This is a genomic window from Enterobacter cloacae complex sp. IR5403, from assembly GCF_049238705.1.
In the GTDB taxonomy this organism is placed as follows: Bacteria; Pseudomonadota; Gammaproteobacteria; order Enterobacterales; family Enterobacteriaceae; genus Enterobacter; species Enterobacter hormaechei_C.
Genome location: NZ_JBMKHP010000004.1, coordinates 307,892 through 327,325, shown reverse-complemented (window position 1 = coordinate 327,325; position 19,434 = coordinate 307,892). Strand labels below are relative to the sequence as shown.

Annotated in this window: 21 protein-coding genes; 11 read left to right on the top strand and 10 right to left on the bottom strand. The window is 53.5% G+C overall.

Going from position 1 to position 19,434, the window contains the following annotated elements; translation table 11 throughout:
* On the bottom strand, positions 1-52 hold a 52-nt coding region (locus ACOTW6_RS08765; RefSeq protein WP_165888145.1), incomplete at its 3' end, for an IS1 family transposase.
* A gap of 33 nt (positions 53-85) precedes the next feature.
* Positions 86-1,234 carry an LPS O-antigen length regulator Wzz(fepE) gene (gene wzz(fepE), locus ACOTW6_RS08760; RefSeq protein ID WP_421766244.1) on the bottom strand — a complete coding sequence of 383 codons (1,149 nt, stop codon included), beginning with the start codon at positions 1,232-1,234 and terminating at the stop codon, positions 86-88.
* A 543-nt stretch (positions 1,235-1,777) separates the two neighbouring features.
* Between wzz(fepE) and ACOTW6_RS08755 the strand changes: the two genes are divergently transcribed.
* From ACOTW6_RS08755 to ACOTW6_RS08740, 4 genes are read left to right on the top strand one after another with little or no spacing between them, the layout of a single operon-like run.
* Positions 1,778-2,668 carry a carbohydrate ABC transporter permease gene (locus tag ACOTW6_RS08755; RefSeq protein ID WP_003862825.1) on the top strand — a complete coding sequence of 297 codons (891 nt, stop codon included), beginning with the start codon at positions 1,778-1,780 and terminating at the stop codon, positions 2,666-2,668.
* Positions 2,661-3,563 carry a carbohydrate ABC transporter permease gene (locus ACOTW6_RS08750; protein ID WP_003862827.1) on the top strand — a complete coding sequence of 301 codons (903 nt, stop codon included), beginning with the start codon at positions 2,661-2,663 and terminating at the stop codon, positions 3,561-3,563. Before ACOTW6_RS08755 ends, ACOTW6_RS08750 begins: the two co-directional genes overlap by 8 nt.
* Before the next feature lie 12 nt (positions 3,564-3,575).
* Positions 3,576-4,703, top strand: a complete 1,128-nt coding sequence (locus ACOTW6_RS08745) for an ABC transporter ATP-binding protein (protein WP_023295369.1) — start codon at positions 3,576-3,578, stop codon at positions 4,701-4,703.
* 13 nt (positions 4,704-4,716) lie between these two features.
* The gene (locus ACOTW6_RS08740; protein ID WP_017382862.1) at positions 4,717-6,003 is read left to right on the top strand and encodes an ABC transporter substrate-binding protein; all 1,287 of its coding nucleotides are present in this window, start codon (positions 4,717-4,719) and stop codon (positions 6,001-6,003) included.
* Positions 6,004-6,087: 84 nt separating this feature from the next.
* Here the strand turns inward: ACOTW6_RS08740 and ACOTW6_RS08735 are convergent, their stop codons facing one another.
* The 3 genes from ACOTW6_RS08735 to kduI all read right to left on the bottom strand — a co-directional run bounded on the left by ACOTW6_RS08735 (position 6,088) and on the right by kduI (position 9,476).
* Entirely contained in the window at positions 6,088-7,503 is a 1,416-nt protein-coding gene (locus ACOTW6_RS08735) for a sugar porter family MFS transporter (RefSeq protein ID WP_023304357.1), read from the bottom strand.
* Between the two features lie 311 nt (positions 7,504-7,814).
* Positions 7,815-8,576, bottom strand: a complete 762-nt coding sequence (kduD, locus tag ACOTW6_RS08730; RefSeq protein ID WP_003862835.1) for a 2-dehydro-3-deoxy-D-gluconate 5-dehydrogenase KduD — start codon at positions 8,574-8,576, stop codon at positions 7,815-7,817.
* Between the two features lie 63 nt (positions 8,577-8,639).
* Positions 8,640-9,476 carry a 5-dehydro-4-deoxy-D-glucuronate isomerase gene (kduI, locus tag ACOTW6_RS08725; protein ID WP_017382863.1) on the bottom strand — a complete coding sequence of 279 codons (837 nt, stop codon included), beginning with the start codon at positions 9,474-9,476 and terminating at the stop codon, positions 8,640-8,642.
* 300 nt (positions 9,477-9,776) lie between these two features.
* Between kduI and ACOTW6_RS08720 the strand changes: the two genes are divergently transcribed.
* Positions 9,777-10,952: an oligogalacturonate lyase family protein gene (locus ACOTW6_RS08720; protein WP_103270325.1), complete on the top strand. Its 1,176-nt coding sequence runs from the start codon at positions 9,777-9,779 to the stop codon at positions 10,950-10,952.
* Positions 10,953-11,140: 188 nt separating this feature from the next.
* Here ACOTW6_RS08720 and ACOTW6_RS08715 read toward each other — a convergent pair whose 3' ends face one another.
* From ACOTW6_RS08715 to ACOTW6_RS08705, 3 genes are all read right to left on the bottom strand, one after another.
* Positions 11,141-11,824 carry an oligogalacturonate-specific porin KdgM family protein gene (locus ACOTW6_RS08715; RefSeq protein WP_063132998.1) on the bottom strand — a complete coding sequence of 228 codons (684 nt, stop codon included), beginning with the start codon at positions 11,822-11,824 and terminating at the stop codon, positions 11,141-11,143.
* Between the two features lie 317 nt (positions 11,825-12,141).
* Positions 12,142-13,320 (bottom strand): acetyl-CoA C-acetyltransferase, encoded by a 1,179-nt coding sequence (locus ACOTW6_RS08710; protein WP_062933183.1) that lies wholly within the window; start codon positions 13,318-13,320, stop codon positions 12,142-12,144.
* Between the two features lie 92 nt (positions 13,321-13,412).
* Positions 13,413-14,279, bottom strand: a complete 867-nt coding sequence (locus tag ACOTW6_RS08705; protein ID WP_047051826.1) for a LysR family transcriptional regulator — start codon at positions 14,277-14,279, stop codon at positions 13,413-13,415.
* A gap of 101 nt (positions 14,280-14,380) precedes the next feature.
* Here ACOTW6_RS08705 and ACOTW6_RS08700 point away from each other — a divergent pair, with 101 nt between their 5' ends.
* Together ACOTW6_RS08700 and ACOTW6_RS08695 are read left to right on the top strand one after the other, a co-directional pair.
* Positions 14,381-14,845 carry a multidrug/biocide efflux PACE transporter gene (locus ACOTW6_RS08700; protein WP_213789007.1) on the top strand — a complete coding sequence of 155 codons (465 nt, stop codon included), beginning with the start codon at positions 14,381-14,383 and terminating at the stop codon, positions 14,843-14,845.
* 116 nt (positions 14,846-14,961) lie between these two features.
* Entirely contained in the window at positions 14,962-16,191 is a 1,230-nt protein-coding gene (locus tag ACOTW6_RS08695) for an amino acid permease (protein WP_003862847.1), read from the top strand.
* 33 nt (positions 16,192-16,224) lie between these two features.
* Here the strand turns inward: ACOTW6_RS08695 and ACOTW6_RS08690 are convergent, their stop codons facing one another.
* Together ACOTW6_RS08690 and yjdI are read right to left on the bottom strand one after the other, a co-directional pair.
* Entirely contained in the window at positions 16,225-16,497 is a 273-nt protein-coding gene (locus ACOTW6_RS08690; RefSeq protein WP_006811846.1) for a GNAT family N-acetyltransferase, read from the bottom strand.
* A 10-nt stretch (positions 16,498-16,507) separates the two neighbouring features.
* Complete coding sequence (gene yjdI, locus ACOTW6_RS08685) at positions 16,508-16,738, bottom strand: 4Fe-4S mono-cluster protein YjdI (RefSeq protein ID WP_213789006.1); 231 nt, start codon at positions 16,736-16,738, stop codon at positions 16,508-16,510.
* A gap of 453 nt (positions 16,739-17,191) precedes the next feature.
* Between yjdI and ACOTW6_RS08680 the strand changes: the two genes are divergently transcribed.
* The 4 genes from ACOTW6_RS08680 (at position 17,192) to ACOTW6_RS08665 (ending at position 19,427) form a co-directional block, all read left to right on the top strand.
* Positions 17,192-17,380, top strand: a complete 189-nt coding sequence (locus ACOTW6_RS08680; RefSeq protein ID WP_022651794.1) for a general stress protein — start codon at positions 17,192-17,194, stop codon at positions 17,378-17,380.
* A gap of 90 nt (positions 17,381-17,470) precedes the next feature.
* On the top strand, positions 17,471-17,968 hold the full coding sequence (locus ACOTW6_RS08675; RefSeq protein ID WP_045141955.1) for a ferritin-like domain-containing protein: 498 nt from the start codon (positions 17,471-17,473) through the stop codon (positions 17,966-17,968).
* 62 nt (positions 17,969-18,030) lie between these two features.
* The gene (locus ACOTW6_RS08670; protein ID WP_003862853.1) at positions 18,031-18,537 is read left to right on the top strand and encodes a ferritin-like domain-containing protein; all 507 of its coding nucleotides are present in this window, start codon (positions 18,031-18,033) and stop codon (positions 18,535-18,537) included.
* 17 nt (positions 18,538-18,554) lie between these two features.
* Positions 18,555-19,427, top strand: a complete 873-nt coding sequence (locus tag ACOTW6_RS08665; protein ID WP_063133003.1) for a manganese catalase family protein — start codon at positions 18,555-18,557, stop codon at positions 19,425-19,427.
* Positions 19,428-19,434 lie beyond the last annotated feature (7 nt).

The following is a 19,434-nucleotide window of genomic DNA, read 5'->3' as shown; positions in this document are numbered from 1 at the left end:
CCACCCCGTCAGTAGCTGAACAGGAGGGACAGCTGATAGAAACAGAAGCCACTGGAGCACCTCAAAAACACCATCATACACTAAATCAGTAAGTTGGCAGCATCACCACCGGCTCAGGAAGTTGTTCCGGCAGCGGGTTGCGGGTGCTCATTGCCTCGCGCAGCAGCACGCTGCCACAGGCGAACAGTCCACCCAGAATACACGCCAGCAGCACGATCAGGGCTTTGCCCGGGCCATCTTTTTTCACCGGCATAGAAGGAGAGAGCTGGTATTTGAACGGCTCCAGGCTCACATCTTCGAAGGAAAGTTTTTGCAGCTGTGCCAGATAGTATTCGCGGTTCTGGAAATCGGCGTTCAGCTCAGAAACATCCTTCAGATTTTTTTCAATCTGCAATTTTTGCGCAATCCCGTCCGCACCGAGGGCAACGGAATAATCCGGATCGTCTTTCACCGCCTGTCCATTGCTGTAGACCGGCTTTTTGATCCCTGCCGCGTTCGCCACTTCCAGCGAGTAGTTCAGGCGTTGCAGGTTGGTATTGTGGATATTGGTCAGACGGACCCGATCCAGCTCCAGCTGCTGCTGAACCGTTTTGGTTCTCAGGATCAGCTGATCGCGAATGTTTTGCATGGTCTCCTGCTCGACGATGCGGGAGATGTACTGAATGTAACCATTCAACACTTTCTGCGCGTCCTCTGCCGTTGGGGCAGTGAAGCTTAACGTCCAGGAGAGGTACGGTGCTTTATCAGCGTTTTTTTCCTGCGTGTTATCAACAGCCTTCATCTTTTCGGCAATATTGACCACCGCGCGGTGCAGCTCCAGCGGATCAACCTCAGCGCCATCGAGCTGAGCCATCACGTAAGGTGAGCTCTTCATGTACTCTTCAAGCAGAGACTGGGACTGAAACTTTTTGATAAACAGATTAAACACATCCGCACGGGTAATTTTCACGTCGACATCAAGCACCTGGAGCGCCACCATCATCTGGCGCAGCGAACTCCACTGCGTCTGTTCCGCGGGCGTAATGACCGCTTTACTGGTCCATTTTTGCGGTATCAGAAAGGCGATTGCCAGGCCGACCAGTGCAAATGCAAAGACAATGGTGATGATGCGTTTTTTTGCTGCCAGCAGGACGTCCAGCAGACCCAGAAGATCTATTTCTTTAGCGCTGACCGCCGGGGGAGCATAGTGAGGAAAGTTGAGATCCGTATGTTTTTTGAAATCCATCGCTGACATAACTGTTCTTCTTTTAAGGATGCAGTGAAATTCTGCCTGACTGGTTCCGGTGTAACAAATCATACAAGAATGTAAGAATTATCTGAATGACGAATTGGTACATCTGTAGACCTGCTATCAGATCTGGTAGTTAGCAACGTTGCGTGACTATTCTTATTCCCGCTCCCCTTTGCTTCGTTATCTCTTCCTCATGGCCCGCGGCGAAAGTCCGTGAAAAGTCAAAAATGCCACCTCCCTCACTATATTGAAACAGCGTTTCGACGCCGATCACATTTCCACCATTAAGCGAATGACGCAGAAATAAATCGCAATAATATAAAATAAAACGATGTTTTAGTATCCAAGAACACCGGTTCAGCTCTTTTGAAACCAGAAGCGCTTACAGCACGAAGAAAGACAAAAAAGCGTTAAAAAACAAAGTTAGGTTTTGCCGTTGCCAGACGTTGCACCCTGAATTTCAGTTCCCATGCCGCGCATCGCAGGCCTGGGAAAATGTAACAAAGCAGATTTCGTATTAAACCATTGATTGCCAGGTAGGTATGTATGAATGAAAACAAGCTGCTGGGGCTCGCATGGATATCACCCTATATCATCGGGCTGATACTCTTTACGGCATTCCCCTTCGTCTCTTCGTTTTTCCTCAGCTTTACGGATTACGATTTGATGAGTCCGCCGGTGTTTAACGGCATCGAAAACTATCGCTACATGTTTACCGAAGACACGCTCTTCTGGAAATCCATGGGCGTGACCTTTGCCTATGTATTTTTAACCATCCCGTTAAAGCTCGCCTTTGCATTAGGAATTGCCTTTGTTCTGAACTTTAAATTACGCGGCATCGGCTTTTTCCGAACGGCCTACTATATTCCGTCGATCCTCGGCAGCTCCGTCGCCATTGCCGTATTGTGGCGCGCCTTATTTGCCATCGATGGCCTCCTGAACAGCTTTATCGGCGTATTTGGCTTTGATCCGGTGAACTGGCTGGGCGAGCCGTCGCTGGCGCTGATGTCCGTTACCCTGCTGCGCGTCTGGCAGTTCGGTTCCGCGATGGTCATCTTCCTGGCCGCGCTGCAAAACGTCCCGCAGTCCCAGTATGAAGCGGCGATGATCGATGGCGCATCGAAATGGCAAATGTTCATGAAGGTGACCGTGCCGCTGATTACGCCGGTGATCTTCTTCAACTTCATCATGCAGACCACGCAGGCGTTCCAGGAATTTACCGGGCCGTACGTGATTACCGGCGGCGGGCCAACCTATTCGACCTATCTGTTCTCGCTCTACATCTACGACACCGCGTTTAAGTATTTCGATATGGGCTATGGCGCGGCGCTGGCGTGGATCCTGTTCCTGGTGGTGGCCGTCTTCGCCGGTATCGCCTTTAAGTCGTCGAAATACTGGGTGTTCTACTCCGCCGATAAAGGAGGCAAAAATGGCTGATATTCAACAACTCTCCACGGCAAGAAGCGTCGCCGAACGCGAAGTGGCCCGCACGCTGCGCAGAGAGAAAATCAACGCCTCCGTTCGCTATGTGATCCTGCTGGTTGTCGGCCTGCTGATGCTTTACCCGCTGGTGTGGATGTTCTCCGCGTCGTTCAAACCGAACCACGAGATCTTCACCACCCTGAGCCTGTGGCCTGCCCACGCCACCTGGGATGGTTTCGTAAACGGCTGGAAAACCGGCACCGAGTACAACTTCGGCCATTACATGCTGAACACCTTTAAGTATGTGATCCCGAAAGTGATCCTGACCATTATCTCCTCCACCATCGTGGCGTACGGCTTTGCCCGCTTCGAGATACCGTGGAAGAAGTTCTGGTTCGCCACGCTCATCACCACCATGCTGCTGCCCAGCACCGTGCTGCTGATCCCGCAGTACCTGATGTTCCGTGAAATGGGCATGCTCAACAGCTATATGCCGCTGTACCTGCCGCTGGCCTTCGCCACTCAGGGGTTCTTCGTCTTCATGCTGATCCAGTTCCTGCGCGGCGTCCCGCGTGACATGGAAGAGGCGGCGCAAATTGACGGCTGTAACTCCATTCAAGTGCTGTGGTACGTGGTGGTGCCGATCCTGAAACCGGCCATTATCTCCGTCGCCCTGTTCCAGTTCATGTGGTCCATGAACGACTTTATCGGGCCGCTGATTTACGTCTACAGCGTGGATAAATACCCCATCGCACTGGCGCTGAAAATGTCCATCGACGTCACCGAAGGCGCGCCGTGGAACGAAATTTTGGCAATGGCGAGCATCTCCATTCTGCCATCCATCATTGTCTTCTTCCTGGCACAGCGCTACTTCGTACAGGGCGTCACCAGCAGCGGAATTAAAGGTTAAGAGGGAAATACCATGGCTGAAGTTATTTTCAACAAGCTGGAAAAGGTCTACTCCAACGGCTTTAAAGCGGTACACGCTATCGATCTTAAAATTGCTGAAGGGGAATTCATGGTGATCGTCGGCCCATCCGGCTGCGCCAAATCCACGACCCTGCGCATGCTGGCGGGGCTGGAAACCATCAGCGGCGGCGAGGTGCGCATTGGCGACAAGATCGTGAACAACCTCGCGCCGAAAGAGCGCGGTATTGCAATGGTGTTCCAGAATTACGCCCTCTATCCGCACATGACGGTGCGCGAGAATCTGGCCTTTGGTCTCAAGCTGAGCAAACTGCCGAAAGATCAGATTGAGTCTCAGGTGAATGAAGCCGCCAAAATTCTTGAGCTGGAAGAGCTGCTCGACCGCCTGCCGCGCCAGCTTTCCGGCGGCCAGGCGCAGCGCGTGGCGGTAGGCCGTGCGATTGTGAAAAAACCGGATGTGTTCCTGTTCGATGAGCCGCTTTCAAACCTCGACGCCAAACTGCGCGCTTCAATGCGTATCCGTATTTCTGACCTGCACAAGCAGCTGAAGAAATCAGGGAAACCGGCGACCACCGTTTACGTGACCCACGACCAGACCGAAGCGATGACCATGGGCGACCGCATCTGCGTGATGAAGCTCGGCCATATCATGCAGGTGGACACGCCGGACAACCTCTACCACAAGCCGAAGAACATGTTCGTGGCGGGCTTTATCGGCGCGCCGGAGATGAATATACGCAAAAGCGTGCTGGTCGAAAAAGCGGGCCAGCTGCACATCGCCATTGGCGATGAAACCATGCCGCTGAACGCGGAGAAGCAGGAGAAAGTCGCGGCTTACGCGGGTCAGGAGATCTTCTACGGCGTGCGCCCGGAATTTGTATCGCTCTCTGATGAGCCCTTCCCGAATGGCGGCTGTAGCGGGGAGATGGTGCGCGTTGAGAACATGGGCCACGAATTCTTTGTGTACCTGAAGGTCGCGGACTATGAACTGACCGCCCGAATCCCGTCCGATGAAGCTAAACCAATGATTGATAAGGGCCTTCATCGTAAGGTGTATTTCACGTTTGAGATGAACAAGTGTCATATTTTTGACGCAAAAACTGAACAGAACCTCTCTCTCTGATGGAGTGATAAAAATGAAAAAAGTGCTTTTAAGCGCAGCAATCTCCGCGACCCTCGGCCTTACCGCTTTGCCATCGATGGCGCAGAATGTGGATTTACGGATGTCCTGGTGGGGCGGCAACGGCCGTCACCAGGTCACTCTGAAAGCGCTGGAAGAGTTCCATAAGCAGAACCCGGACATCAACGTGAAAGCGGAATACACCGGCTGGGACGGTCACCTCTCCCGTCTGACCACCCAGATTGCGGGCGGCACCGAGCCGGACGTGATGCAGACCAACTGGAACTGGCTGCCGATCTTCTCCAAAACCGGTGACGGCTTCTACGATCTGAACAAGATGAAGGACGTGATCGACCTGTCGCAGTTCGATCCCAAAGAGCTGCAAACCACCACCGTGGACGGCAAGCTGAACGGCATTCCGATCTCGGTGACGGCGCGCGTGTTCTACTTCAATGACGAAACCTGGAAAAAAGCGGGTATTGCGTACCCGAAAACCTGGGACGAGCTGATGGCGGCCGGTAAAACCTTCGAGAGCAAGCTCGGCAAGCAATACTACCCGGTGATCCTGGAGCACCAGGATACGCTGGCGCTGCTGAATTCGTACATGATCCAGAAGTACAACATTCCTGCGGTGGATGAGAAAACCAAAAAGTTCAGCTACACAAAGGAACAGTGGGTGGAGTTTTTCCAGACCTACAAAAAGCTGATCGACAGCCACGTCATGCCGGACACCAAATACTATGCCTCGTTCGGTAAGAGCAACATGTATGAGATGAAGCCGTGGATCCAGGGTGAATGGGGCGGCACCTACATGTGGAACTCCACCATCAACAAATATTCCGACAACCTGAAGCCACCGGCGAAACTGGAGCTGGGCAGCTACCCAATGCTGCCGGGCGCCACCGACGCGGGTCTGTTCTTCAAACCGGCGCAGATGCTGTCGATTGGTAAGACGACCAAAAATCCGGAGGCGGCAGCGAAGCTGATTAACTTCCTGCTCAACAGCAAAGAAGGGGTTGATACGCTGGGTCTTGAGCGCGGCGTGCCGCTGAGCAAAGTGGCGGTGCAGTATCTGACCGAAGACGGCACCATTAAAGAGGACGATCCTTCCGTGGCGGGCCTGCGCCTGGCGCAGTCGCTGCCAGCGAAACTTACCGTCTCGCCATACTTTGACGACCCACAGATTGTGGCGCAGTTCGGTACCTCTTTGCAGTATATCGACTACGGGCAGAAAACCGTGGAAGAGACGGCCGCTGACTTCCAGCGTCAGGCGGAGCGTATTTTGAGACGTGCGATGCGGTAAACACAAAGCCGGGTGGCGGCTACGCCTTACCCGGCCTACAGGCTATCGTAGGCCCGGTAAGCGAAGCGCCACCGGGCAATGACATTACACGCCGATATTACGTAGTTTCTCCCCTCTCATCAGCTTGCGTTCAATATGCTCCAGGGTCACGCCTTTGGTTTCCGGGATCAGCCAGAAGGTCACGCCGATAAACGCCACGTTCAGCACCGTATAGAGCCAGAAGGTGCCTGCCGCGCCAATCGCATCCAGCAGCGTCAGGAAGGTCGCGCCAATGATCATGTTCGACACCCAGTTGGTGGTGGTGGAACAGGTGATACCAAAGTCGCGGCATTTCAGCGGCTGAATTTCAGAGCACAGGATCCACACCACCGGCGCGGCGCTCATCGCGTAACCGGCGATACACATCATGGTCATGCCAACGGAGAGCCAGGAGAGGCCGCTGGACGCCGTGCCGTTATCGAACTGCATCAGGCAGTAGCCAAGGATCAAGGTGCCGAGCGCCATCACGCTAAAGCCAATTTTCAGGGCCGGTTTACGACCGGCCTTATCGACGGTGAACACCGCGATAAAGGTGGCGAACATAAAGGTCAGCCCCACCACCAGCGTGGCGATCATCTGCTGTTCGGTGGTGGTAAATCCGGCCATTTTAAAGATGCGTGGGGCGTAATACATGATGATGTTCATCCCCGTGAACTGCTGCATCGCCTGTAACAGCATGCCGAGGAACACCGCGCGGCGCACGTTGCGGTTCGCCTTAAACAGGGACCAGCCGCCCTGCTTCAGCTTCAGGCTTTCGCGGATTTCGTTCAGCTCTTCACGCGCTTTTTCAGACGTGTCGCGCAGCATGCGCAGCACCTCTTCCGCCTCCACGTGACGCCCTTTTTGCGCCAGCCAGCGCGGGCTGTTCGGCAGGAAAATGACTAACACAATCAGCAGCACCGCAGGCAGCGCCAGCACGCCAAGCATTGCCCGCCAGTTACCGCTGTAGCTGAAGTACGTATCCGACAGGAACGCCAGCACGATACCGAGCGTCACCATCAGCTGGTACATGCTGATCATCTTGCCGCGCACGTTTTCACTCGCCATTTCGGAGAGGTAAAGCGGCGCGGTGTAGGACGCGATACCCACCGCCACGCCCAGCAGCACGCGGGAGAGCAGCAGCACTTCAACGTTGGTGGCAAACGCTGAACCAAGAGAGCCGGCAACAAACAGGATCGCCCCGACCATCAGGCTGTATTTGCGCCCGAGACGGAACGACAGCCAGCCATTAAAGAGCGCGCCGATGGCCGCGCCGAGCATCATGCTGCTCACCACCCACTCTTGCAGGCGGTTGCTTAACGTAAAGTGGTCGGTAATAAAGGGCAGTGCGCCAGCGATAACGCCGATATCCAGACCAAACAGTAAACCGGCAACGGCGGCCGCAACAGAAACAAACTGGTTCATGCGTCGGGTATCGCGCAGCGCAGCGGGCATAAGGGTAGAGTCATTTACAGATGTCATAGTTTCCTGCCTCAACAGCGAAATTCGTTAAGTGAAATTACGAGATACCGGAAGAAAGTGTCAGGCCGGAACTGGTGAAGATATGGATTTTTTCGCTACGACATACCAATCTGTGATGGACATTACAATTTCAAATCAGGGTGGTTTAACCTTATTTTTTATTAATTAGTTAATATTTAAGCAATAAATGTGTGATACCTGTCATTCATTCCTTTTCAGTATGGATTTTTCATCTTTAAGGATATGGATAAAGCCAATTTTGGCGCAAAAAAAACCTCCACCCGAGGGCAGAGGTTCTTGATTCGGGCTGATTAACGAGCCAGCCAGCCGCCGTCAACGGCAACGGTGTAGCCGTTAATATAATCCGAAGCCGGGGACGCCAGGAATACAACCGGGCCCATCAGATCGCTCGGCAGACCCCAGCGACCCGCTGGAATACGCTCCAGGATTGCCGCGCTGCGCTCTTCATCCGCACGCAGCTGCTGGGTATTGTTGGTGGCCATGTAGCCCGGCGCAATCGCGTTGACGTTGATGTTGTGCTGCGCCCACTCGTTCGCCAGCAGACGGGTCACGCCCATCACGGCGCTCTTCGATGCGGTGTAAGACGGCACGCGGATGCCGCCCTGGAAAGAGAGCATGGAGGCAATATTGATGATCTTGCCGCCTTTCCCCTGAGCGATGAAGTGCTTCGCAGCCGCCTGGGACATAAAGAACACGCTCTTGATGTTCAGGTTCATCACGTCGTCCCAGTCCGTTTCGCTGAAGTTAATCGCGTCTTCACGACGGATCAGGCCAGCGTTGTTGACCAGAATATCGATATGCCCAAACTCCGCCACCGCGCGATCCAGCAGCTCAGGGATCGCATCGATTTTGCGCAGGTCCGCGGTCAGGCTCAGGAAACGACGACCCAGCGCGGTGACGCGCTCGATGGTTTCCGTTGGCTCAACGATGTTAATCCCGACGATATCGCAGCCCGCTTCCGCCAGACCTAACGCCATACCCTGCCCCAGCCCGGTGTCACAACCGGAAACCACAGCCACTTTACCTTGCAGAGAAAATGCATCCAGAATCATGTTTGTTCCTTAATCGTTCAGCGCCTGTCAGCAACAGGCAGATATATACTTAACTGCCTGCGACTAGCGCAGATCCTTAACAGCGACGTGGTCCATGTCATCGAAGACCTGGTTTTCACCGACCATACCCCAGATAAAGGTATAGGCTTTCGTTCCCACGCCAGAGTGGATGGACCAGCTCGGCGAAATGACCGCCTGCTCGTTGTGCATAACGATATGGCGCGTCTCCTGCGGCTGCCCCATCATGTGGAACACGCAGGCGTCTTCATCCATGTTGAAATAGAAATAGACCTCCATGCGGCGCTCGTGGGTATGGCACGGCATGGTGTTCCACAGGTTGCCCGGCGCAAGCTCGGTCAGCCCCATGCTGAGCTGGCAGGTTTCCAGCACATCCGGAACAAAGTATTTGTTGATGGTGCGACGGTTGCTGGTGAGGTTATCGCCAAGGGTCACCGGGGCAACGTCCGCTGGCGTGACTTTTTTGGTGGGGTAAGTCGTATGAGCCGGGGCGCAGTTGTAGTAAAACTTCGCCGGTTTGCTGCCATCGATGCTGGCGAACACCACTTCTTTCGCGCCTTTGCCGACGTATAGCGCGTCGCGGTGACCAATTTCGTAGCACTGGCCATCGACGGTAATGGTGCCCGGCCCGCCGATGTTAATCACGCCCAGTTCACGGCGTTCGAGGAAGTAGCTCACGCCCAGCTGTTTGCCCACTTCACCGCCCACGGAGACGGTTTTCGCTACCGGCATAATCCCGCCCACAATAATGCGGTCAATATGGCTGTAGACCATGGTGTACTTGTCGGCTTCGAACACTTGCTCAACTAAAAACTCACTGCGCAGCCCCTGAGTATCCAGCGTTTTAGCGTGCGCACTGTGGATGCTTTGTCTGACGTCCACGTAAACCTCCAGAATTGATCGTGCCCGAAGGCAAAGATAAATAACGAAACAACGTTCCGTTTTCGTGATGAACACATATTATCCCCTGACCACGGGGTTTTCAATTGCATTTAAAACAACGTTTCATTTTTTCTGCTTGTTTATGCCAGAAATGGTGTTTCGATCACGATAAATCTTTAAGACCCTCAATCTGGTTAATGAAACTGAGAAATTGCGCTGTTAGTCACACATAATGAAACAACGTTTTGATAATTTAACACCCAGTTTTCAACCTACATTACGCGTTCAAAGGAGTGCATTATGGCTAAAGGTATGCGGGTCAAGCTGAACTACGAGGTCAGCCGCGATCCGGATACAGGCGTGGAAGTCACCCGCCTGACCCCACCGGAAGTAACCTGTCATCGCAACTACTTTTACCAGAAGTGCTTCTTTAACGATGGCAGCCACCTGCTGTTCGCCGGGGAGTTCGACGGTCACTGGAACTATTACCTGTTGGATCTGAAAAACGCCGAAGCGGTACAGTTGACCGAAGGCGCGGGCGATAACACCTTTGGCGGGTTCCTCTCTCCGGACGATAAATCCCTCTATTATGTGAAGAACGATCGCACCCTGCTGGAGGTGGATTTACAGACGCTGGCAGAGCGCGAAGTGTACCGCGTTCCGGAAGAGTGGGTCGGCTACGGCACCTGGGTCGCGAACAGCGACTGCACCAAACTGGTGGGTATTGAGATTGCCAGACGCGACTGGACGCCACTCAACGACTGGAAAATTTTCCACGACTTCTTCCACAAAGGGCCGCACTGCCGCCTGCTGCGCGTTGATCTGAAAACGGGTGAAAGCACCACCATTCATGACGAGAAGATCTGGCTGGGACATCCGATTTATCGCCCGTTCGATGACAATACCGTGGCCTTCTGTCATGAAGGGCCGCACGACCTGGTCGACGCCCGCATGTGGCTGGTGAACGAAGATGGCAGCAACGTGCGGAAAGTGAAAACGCACGCGGAAGGTGAAAGCTGTACACATGAATTTTGGGTGCCGGACGGGTCCGCGCTGATCTACGTTTCTTACCTGAAAGGTCAGCAAGGTCGCACCATCTCCCGCTTCAACCCGGACACCGGCGTGAATGAAGCGGTAATGAACATGCCCGCCTGTTCGCATCTGATGAGCAACGTTGACGGCACCATGCTGGTTGGCGACGGCTCCGGTACGCCTGTCGATGTGAAAGACACTGGCGGCTACACCATTGATAACGATCCTTATCTGTATGCCTTTGACGTGGCGAAGAAAGTCTATTACCGCATCGCCCGTCATGACACTTCATGGGCTACGGTGGCGAACAGCCGCCAGGTAACCCACCCGCATCCGTCCTTCACGCCGGACGAAAAAGCGGTGCTGTACAGTTCCGATAAAGACGGCAAACCGGCGCTCTATATCGCGAAACTCCCCGAGCAACCTGAAATGTTGCATGCCTGACTTGAGTTAGTGTTTCTGTAACTGGCCTTGCCCTCCGATTCGGGGGGCTTTTTTTTGGGTGATTGCGCGGCGCTTTTTGCCGGGTGGCGCTTCGCTTACCCGGCGTAAGAAACAACAGAGTGGAGGAAAGGTGTAGGCCGGGTAAGCGTCAGCGCCACCCGGCGGTTTTTAGCGAAGGAACTGAATCATCAGAAGGAGTACGCCACGCCTAAACGGAAACGGGTCTGCCGTTCGTCCGTGTCTTTAACCCCGACGTTGCCCACCTCCACATACGGCGCCCAGTTTTTATCCCATTTGTAGGCCAGCTTGGCGTTATATTCGTTGGAATAATCTTTATTGTTATTTCGGGCCACGCCTTCAGAGCTTTTCGCGTAAACATAGTTCAGCTCGGTACGCCAGTCACCTAATACCCAACCGACCCACGCATCGCCACGGTTAACTTTATCATCGTCCTTATTTTCGCTTGACGGGTAGCGGGTATATTCGTAACGGTAACGCGCGGCTACGTAGAAGCCATTATCGAAGCTATATTGCACATGCAGATTCGGTTTATAAATAGTGCGGCTGTCTGTGCTTTCAATCGTAAACGCAGGTGTCAGGGCGATATTGTCTGTCGCTTTCCAGCGCCAGCTAATCTGATCTTCGTGACCGTTCCCCACTACATCCGCGAATGGCTGATCTGCCTTGTCCCCGCCTGATTTCCACTTCGCCTCGACTGAAAAACCAAAGCCATTATCAAAGCGGTGCGAGACGGCAACACGGTCGGCATTCGAGCCGCTGTCAATATATTCGTGACGCAGATCGACGGTAACGGCGCTAGCCGCAAAAGAGGCACTAATAAGGGAAGCAAGGAGCAGAGATTTCTTAAACATGAAAAAACCCTCAATTAAAATAACGTTTCGTTTTTATGGAACTTGAGTTTATTTTTTATGCACCGTTATTTTAGTGACAAGGATCGAAATTATTTGTTTCATTTTTTTTGGCAAAGATCGACGTGAACCCCATCAACAAAAAAAGGGTATTAACCGTAAATTTCAGGCGTGAGATCACATTAAGCACTTCACAAAGCCAATAATTAACCGCGCAATAATTATTGCGGGCTTCAGAAAGAACGCAGAAGTGTTAAAAAAGGATTCTGCGGACACAAAAAAACCTCCCGTGGGAGGTTTCTGTGCACAGAGAGAGGAAACTACCGTTCGATCGCCAGGGCCACCCCCTGCCCTCCGCCAATGCAGAGCGTTGCGATCCCTTTTCGGGCGTTACGCTTTTTCATTTCGTGTACCAGCGACACCAGAATGCGGCAGCCGGAGGCGCCAATGGGATGGCCCAACGCGATCGCACCGCCGTTGACGTTGACCCGCAGCGGATCCCATTCCAGCATTTTCCCGACCGAGATCGCCTGTGCAGCAAAGGCTTCGTTGACCTCAATCAGATCCACATCGTTCAGCTCCCATCCCGCCCGCTCCAGGCAGCGGCGCGTGGCATAGACCGGGGCGATCCCCATTAACGCGGGATCAACGCCCACGCTGGCAAACGCTTTGATCCGCGCCAGCACCGGCAGCGCCAGCTCCTGGGCTTTGCTTTCACTCATCATCATCACCGCCGCCGCACCGTCGTTAATGGATGAGGCGTTGCCTGCCGTTACGGAACCGAGCGTTTCAAAGGCCGGATCGAGTTTTGCCAGCCCTTCTGCGCTGGCATCGGTGCGCGGCTGCTCGTCGGTATCGACGATGAGCGCTTCACCGTTCTGGCGCTGGGTACTGACCGGGACAATTTCATCGCGAAAACGCCCGGCGTCGATCGCTGCGCGCGCTTTTTGCTGTGAGCTGAGGGCATACGCATCCTGAAGCTCGCGGCTGATACCGTATTCCCGCGCCAGGTTTTCCGCCGTTACGCCCATATGGTAGTCGTTGAAGGCGTCCCACAGCCCGTCGTGAACCAGGCTGTCAAGCAGCTGGCTGTTCCCGAGCTGCGCGCCGGTCCGGCTGTCGGTCAGGACATGCGGGGCGCGGCTCATATTCTCCTGCCCGCCGGCAATGACCACGTCCGCTTCACCGCACTGAATGGCCTGCGTCGCAAGATGGAGCGCTTTCAAACCTGAACCACAGACGTCGTTGATGGTAATTGCCGAAACGGTATTAGGCAGTCCACCCTTCAGCGCTGCCTGGCGCGCAGGGTTTTGTCCCGCGCCAGCGGTCAGTACCTGGCCCAGGATCACCTCATCAATTTCATGTGCGGCAACACCGCTGCGTTCCACCAGCGCTCTTACCACCACGCTGCCGAGATCAACCGCAGAGTGACGCGCAAGCGCTCCCTGAAAACAGCCGATAGCCGTACGTAACGCACCCACTATAACGACATCTTTCATCACGACCTCTGTGCAAAATGACATGACGATAGTAGAGGATTGTTATCAACAATTGACGCAAATGTTTAAAATTAGTGAGTTTAGTCACAGGATTATCGTGCGTCCTGCAAGTACTGGCGCAGCCAGCTTCCGGCGACGCCGGGCGGGGTTCGTTTGTTCCATACCAGATCGATGGCAATCGACCTCGGCCAGCCCGGCACGTTCAGCTGCACCAGCGATTTCGACGCGGCAAATTCGTCGACCAGCGCGCAGGGTAACGCGCACCAGCCAAAGCCCTGTACCGCCATACTCAGCAGTAACAGGTAATTCGGCGCAGACCAGACCGGCCCGCGCGCAAGGGGCGCTTCCCGTTCAAGATAGGTACTCAGCCGCAGCTCGCGCCAGCCATGCAGCTCGTCCGCCTGCGTCTCATGTTGCCCTGCCAGAGGATGTCCGGCAGAAACGTAGATGGCCATCCGCGTCTGCATAGGCAGACGGGTCGCGCCAATATCGGTCGGGTAGCTGTCGCGCGCTTCCGTCAGACCAATTTGCGCCCGCTCCTTTTGCAGCAGATCGATCACGTCTTCCTCTTCCCCAATCAGGCACTCGAATTCCGTGTGCGGAAAACGCTGGTCGAACTGGCTCATCATCTGTTCCAGCACGGCCGGGTTAAGCGTATCGGAGAGAACAAAGGTAAAACGCGCCTCCGTTTGCGCGGTTAACGATACGGCCAGCTCATCCAGGCGCGCGCTGGCGGCGAGTATCGACTGAACATAGCCCAGCACCTGTTCACCCTGGGCGGTTAACACCGGGTGACGCGCCGAGCGATCGAACAGATCAAAGCCAAGGTCAGCTTCAAGGTTGGCGATGGAGGTGCTGATGGTGGACTGGCTTTTACGCAGCCGTCTTGCCGCGGCAGAAAACGAACCCGCGGCGACAGTTTCAACAAACGCGGTCAGTGCTTCGGGAGAATAACGCATGATGTATCTACTTTATCGATGGATACCATCTTTTATATATCACCTTAAGCGATAAGAATAGGCCGCATCAACGCCCATACTGGCGTCAATATGAGGTAAATATGCAACATCAGGATGCACTCCAACGTAAATTGCCGGAGCGGATCTTCCATGCCGTCTGTTTTGAAGGCATTGCCACGGCGATCCTCGCCCCGACGGCCGCGTGGCTAATGCAGCGCTCGGTGGTTGAAATGGGGGGGCTCACCATAATTCTGGCGACCACGGCAATGCTCTGGAACATAATCTATAACTTTGGCTTCGACCGTTTCTGGCCCGTCCAGCGGGTGAAGCGCACGGCGAAAGTGCGCGCCCTGCATGCGCTGGGTTTTGAATGCGGCTTTATTGTGATTGGCGTAACCATCGTTGCCGCCGTGCTGGGCGTGACGCTGCTCCAGGCCTTTACGCTGGAAATTGGTTTCTTCCTGTTCTTCCTGCCGTACACCATGCTCTACAACTGGGCGTACGACACCCTGCGGGAGAAAATCATCAAGCGCCGCCAGCAACGACTCGCCCTGGCAAGCGAATAACCTTCCGGCCGGAGACCTGCTCCGGCCCACCCCCTGCGAAGCAACGGCGACCTCAACGCATAATTATGGTAAATTGCACTCCTTTTTGTTCGTTTTATAGTTGATACGTTGCTCTAATGTCGAAAATTTGGTCAAAAGAAGAGACTCTCTGGAGTTTCGCCCTCTACGGCACTGCCGTGGGCGCAGGAACCCTGTTCTTGCCCATTCAGCTCGGCTCTGCTGGCGCGATTGTCCTGCTGATCACCGCCCTTGTGGCGTATCCCTTAACCTACTGGCCGCATAAAGCGCTGGCGCAATTTATTCTGTCGTCGAAGACGAAAGGCAACGAAGGGATCACCGGTGCCGTTTCCCATTACTACGGCAAAAAGATCGGCAACCTGATCACCACGCTCTATTTTGTGGCCTTCTTTGTGGTAGTTCTGATTTACGCGGTGGCGATAACCAACTCACTCACTGAACAGCTGGCGAAACGGATGACGGTAGATACCGGCATGCGGATGCTGGTGAGCTTTGGCGTGGTGCTGATTTTGAATCTGATCTTCCTGATGGGGCGGCACATCACCATTAAGGTGATGGGTTTCCTTGTCTTTCCGCTGATCGCCTATTTCCTGTTTGTCTCGCTGTATCTGACGGGCAGCTGGCAGCCGTCGCTGCTGACCAGCCAGATGGCCTTCGACCAGCATACGCTGCACCAGGTGTGGATTTCGATCCCGGTGATGGTTTTCGCTTTTAGCCATACTCCGATCATCTCGACCTTCGCCGTGGACCGTCGCGAGAAATACGGTGAAGAGGCGATGGGTAAATGCAAAAAAATCATGAAAGTGGCGTACCTGATCATCTGCCTCAGCGTGCTGTTCTTTGTGTTCAGCTGCCTGCTTTCGATTCCACCGTCGTATATCGTGGCGGCAAAAGAGGAAGGGGTTACGATCCTGTCCGCGCTGTCGATGATGCCTTCGTCCCCGGCATGGCTGGGCATTTCCGGCATTATCGTGGCGATTATTGCGATGTCGAAATCTTTCCTCGGCACCTATTTTGGCGTGATTGAAGGGGCAACGGAAATTGTGAAATCGTCGCTGAATCAGGTGGGTGTGAAGAAAAGTCGCGCCTTTAACCGCGCGGTTTCGATTCTCGGCGTGTCGCTGATTACCTTTGCGGTCTGCTGCATCAACCCGAATGCGATCTCAATGATTTATGCCATCAGCGGTCCGCTTATCGCCATGATCCTGTTCATCATGCCGACGCTGTCGACGTACCTGATCCCGTCGTTAAAACCGTACCGCTCCATCGGTAACCTGCTGACGCTGATTGTGGGTGTGCTGTGTGTGTCGGTGATGTTTGTCGGTTGAGTGTGCTGCCCGGCGCAATGCCGGGCATCTGTTTTACGCCCGAATATCGTCATACTCCCGCGTATTATCAAACTCATGCTTCGCAAACGGACACAGCGGGATAATTTTACGGTTCTCACCGCGCATCTTCTCTACCACCTTCGCCACCAGCTGTTTACCTACACCCTGCCCTTTCAGGCTTGGATCCACATCGGTGTGCTCGATGATGCTCAGATGCTCGCCGGTCGGGACAAAGACGATCTCCGCTACCTGATTGCCTTCGGCGTCGTTGACGTAAAACTTGTTATGGCCTTCAAGAATATCCATGGTTCCTCACTTATTTTTGGCGGTACTTCAGCGCACCGCTCGGGCAGGTATCAATTACGCGCATAACCGTTTCTCCATCTACTTCATCCGGCGCGATCCACGGTTTACGCTTCAGGTCGAACAGCTTCGCGCTGCCGCGCACGCAGTTGCCCGAGTGTTTGCAGATCCCGGTGTTGAAGTAAACATCGATTTTTTCACCGGTATAGGCCCGGTACCCCGCATCCAGTAGCTCCTGATCCATGACATTGCCTCTGTAATTATTGTGGTGACAAAAGAAGCATACCCTCACCCGATCCGCCTGACCACGTCAAAAACGAGGTTTAGCCACACTCTTTTCAGCGCATGACTTCGTCACGTTCATAGGATTATTCCGAATACCAGAACACCCGTTGCGAAGATATATTTTTGCGCTGTGTCAATTCTTGTAATAATTCCCGCCACGTTCACATTAGGATTATTAGCTAAGCGCAATCCTAACCTCCGGTTTTATTTCCATCTAACTAATGGATTTCCCGTCCGTTTTTAAACTTCGTAACGAAGCGGTATTTCTTCACTCCCTGCAAAATTACCGCAAAACAACCCAGACAAGAAATTTGACTCTTCTCACATAACGACTAATGTTAATTCCTGAACGACAAATGATACGAATTACTTATCGTATCTCCTGACATAAACGCAACATGAGGGTTGATATATGGCAGAGCAACATCGTGGTGGTTCCGGTAATTTCGCTGAAGACCGTGAAAAAGCATCAGAAGCTGGACGTAAAGGCGGCCAGCACAGCGGCGGTAATTTCAAAAACGATCCGCAACGCGCATCTGAAGCGGGTAAGAAAGGGGGACAGAACAGTCACGGCGGGGGCCGTAAATCTGATAACTCCTGATCTTATTTAAAGCTCTTATAAATATACCGAGAGCATGCTGCGGGCCCGTCGGCTCGCAGTACCTTCCCTTTATTTCACTGGAGCGAAAATATGAATATGAAAACTGTTGAAGATGTATTTATTCACCTGTTATCCGACACCTACAGCGCTGAGAAGCAGCTGACCCGTGCGCTAGGCAAACTCGCCCGCGCCGCATCCAGCGAGAAGCTGAGTGCCGCGTTCACGGCTCACCTCGAAGAGACGCAGGGACAGATCGAACGTATCGATCAGATTATTGAGCAGGAATCCGGTCTCAAACTGAAGCGTATGAAATGCGTTGCGATGGAAGGCTTAATTGAAGAAGCCAACGAAGTTATTGAGAGCACTGAGAAAAATGAAGTGCGTGACGCTGCATTAATTGCCGCAGCTCAGAAAGTTGAACATTACGAAATTGCCAGCTACGGCACCCTGGCCACCCTGGCTGAACAATTAGGCTATAAAAAAGCCGTTAAACTTCTTGCCGAAACGCTGGAAGAAGAAAAAGAAACCGATCTCAAATTAACCGATCTGGCTGTCGGCAATATTAATCAAAAAGCCCAGAAAGGATAAATAATAATTTGATGAGCATCAGCACCAAAAATTAACCAGAAAATAAATCACAGGAGTTAATTATGAATCATGTAGAACACTACCATGATTGGCTACGCGATGCCCATGCGATGGAAAAGCAAGCCGAATCCATGCTGGAATCAATGGCCAGCCGTATTGATAATTATCCCGACTTACGTGCACGAATTGAACAACACGTTAATGAAACTAAACACCAAATTACCGTGCTGGAAGAAATTCTCGACCGCAATGATATTTCCCGTTCGGTCATAAAAGATTCCATGAGCAAAATGGCGGCGCTCGGCCAGTCCATTGGCGGCATGTTCCCTTCCGACGAAATTGTTAAAGGCTCCATTAGCGGCTACGTTTTTGAGCAGTTTGAAATTGCCTGCTACACCTCTCTGCTGGCTGCGGCCAAACAAGCGGGCGATACCGCGTCCATTCCTGCCATTGAGTCCATTCTGGAAGAAGAGCGCCAGATGGCTGACTGGCTGCTCCAGCATATTCCACAGACGACGGAACAGTTCCTGCTGCGCTCCGACGCGGACGGCGTTGAAGCTAAAAAATAACGAAAGAGGGAGAATGTATGTTTCGACACGTAAAACAGCTGCAATACACGGTACGCGTAGCCGAACCGAATCCGGGCCTGGCCAATCTTCTGCTTGAGCAGTTTGGCGGGCCACAGGGCGAACTTGCCGCGGCATGTCGTTACTTTACGCAAGGATTGAGCGACGACGATCCCGGTCGTAAAGATATGCTGATGGATATCGCGACCGAGGAGTTAAGTCACCTGGAAATTATCGGCACCCTGGTGGGTATGCTGAATAAGGGTGCGAAAGGTGAACTGGCGGAAGGCGTTGAAAATGAAGCGGAACTGTACCGCTCCATGACCGAGAACGGCAACGACAGTCATATCACCTCCCTGCTCTACGGCGGCGGTACGCCACTGACCAACTCCGGGGGCGTACCGTGGACGGCGGCATACGTGGATACCATTGGCGAACCTACCGCGGATCTGCGCTCTAACATAGCGGCCGAGGCGCGCGCCAAAATTATCTACGAACGGCTTATTAACGTAACGGACGATCCGGGTGTTAAAGATGCGCTGGCGTTTTTAATGACGCGTGAGGCAGCACACCAGCTCTCGTTTGAGAAGGCGCTCCAGTCGATCCGTAACAATTTCCCACCGGGTAAATTGCCGCCAATCGAAGAGTACACCAACAAGTACTACAATATGTCTGAGGGGGGAGAAGTTCGCGGCAGCTGGAACAGCGATAAGCACTTCGACTACGTGGAATCTCCTCAGCCAGCGGTCGATGGCGGTGACGGCGGCGCAAGCGTAACGCTCACTACAGAGCAGGAAACGCTGATCAAAGCGATGTGCGCACGCACGAAATCCGACCCCAATGCCGATCCGCTTACCGGTGCCGAGCTCGGCGCAGGTAAGAAAAAACCGTAACCGGTTT

Excerpts from the sequence above, each read along its gene's own strand:
- ACOTW6_RS08755 (WP_003862825.1), top strand. The coding sequence starts at position 1,778 with ATGAATGAAAACAAGCTGCTGGGGCTCGCATGGATATCACCCTATATC.
- ACOTW6_RS08750 (WP_003862827.1), top strand. The coding sequence starts at position 2,661 with ATGGCTGATATTCAACAACTCTCCACGGCAAGAAGCGTCGCCGAACGC.
- ACOTW6_RS08745 (WP_023295369.1), top strand. The coding sequence starts at position 3,576 with ATGGCTGAAGTTATTTTCAACAAGCTGGAAAAGGTCTACTCCAACGGC.
- ACOTW6_RS08740 (WP_017382862.1), top strand. The coding sequence starts at position 4,717 with ATGAAAAAAGTGCTTTTAAGCGCAGCAATCTCCGCGACCCTCGGCCTT.
- ACOTW6_RS08735 (WP_023304357.1), bottom strand. The coding sequence starts at position 7,503 with ATGACATCTGTAAATGACTCTACCCTTATGCCCGCTGCGCTGCGCGAT.
- kduD (WP_003862835.1), bottom strand. The coding sequence starts at position 8,576 with ATGATTCTGGATGCATTTTCTCTGCAAGGTAAAGTGGCTGTGGTTTCC.
- ACOTW6_RS08720 (WP_103270325.1), top strand. The coding sequence starts at position 9,777 with ATGGCTAAAGGTATGCGGGTCAAGCTGAACTACGAGGTCAGCCGCGAT.
- ACOTW6_RS08715 (WP_063132998.1), bottom strand. The coding sequence starts at position 11,824 with ATGTTTAAGAAATCTCTGCTCCTTGCTTCCCTTATTAGTGCCTCTTTT.
- ACOTW6_RS08710 (WP_062933183.1), bottom strand. The coding sequence starts at position 13,320 with ATGAAAGATGTCGTTATAGTGGGTGCGTTACGTACGGCTATCGGCTGT.
- ACOTW6_RS08705 (WP_047051826.1), bottom strand. The coding sequence starts at position 14,279 with ATGCGTTATTCTCCCGAAGCACTGACCGCGTTTGTTGAAACTGTCGCC.
- ACOTW6_RS08700 (WP_213789007.1), top strand. The coding sequence starts at position 14,381 with ATGCAACATCAGGATGCACTCCAACGTAAATTGCCGGAGCGGATCTTC.
- ACOTW6_RS08695 (WP_003862847.1), top strand. The coding sequence starts at position 14,962 with ATGTCGAAAATTTGGTCAAAAGAAGAGACTCTCTGGAGTTTCGCCCTC.
- ACOTW6_RS08690 (WP_006811846.1), bottom strand. The coding sequence starts at position 16,497 with ATGGATATTCTTGAAGGCCATAACAAGTTTTACGTCAACGACGCCGAA.
- yjdI (WP_213789006.1), bottom strand. The coding sequence starts at position 16,738 with ATGGATCAGGAGCTACTGGATGCGGGGTACCGGGCCTATACCGGTGAA.
- ACOTW6_RS08680 (WP_022651794.1), top strand. The coding sequence starts at position 17,192 with ATGGCAGAGCAACATCGTGGTGGTTCCGGTAATTTCGCTGAAGACCGT.
- ACOTW6_RS08675 (WP_045141955.1), top strand. The coding sequence starts at position 17,471 with ATGAATATGAAAACTGTTGAAGATGTATTTATTCACCTGTTATCCGAC.
- ACOTW6_RS08670 (WP_003862853.1), top strand. The coding sequence starts at position 18,031 with ATGAATCATGTAGAACACTACCATGATTGGCTACGCGATGCCCATGCG.
- ACOTW6_RS08665 (WP_063133003.1), top strand. The coding sequence starts at position 18,555 with ATGTTTCGACACGTAAAACAGCTGCAATACACGGTACGCGTAGCCGAA.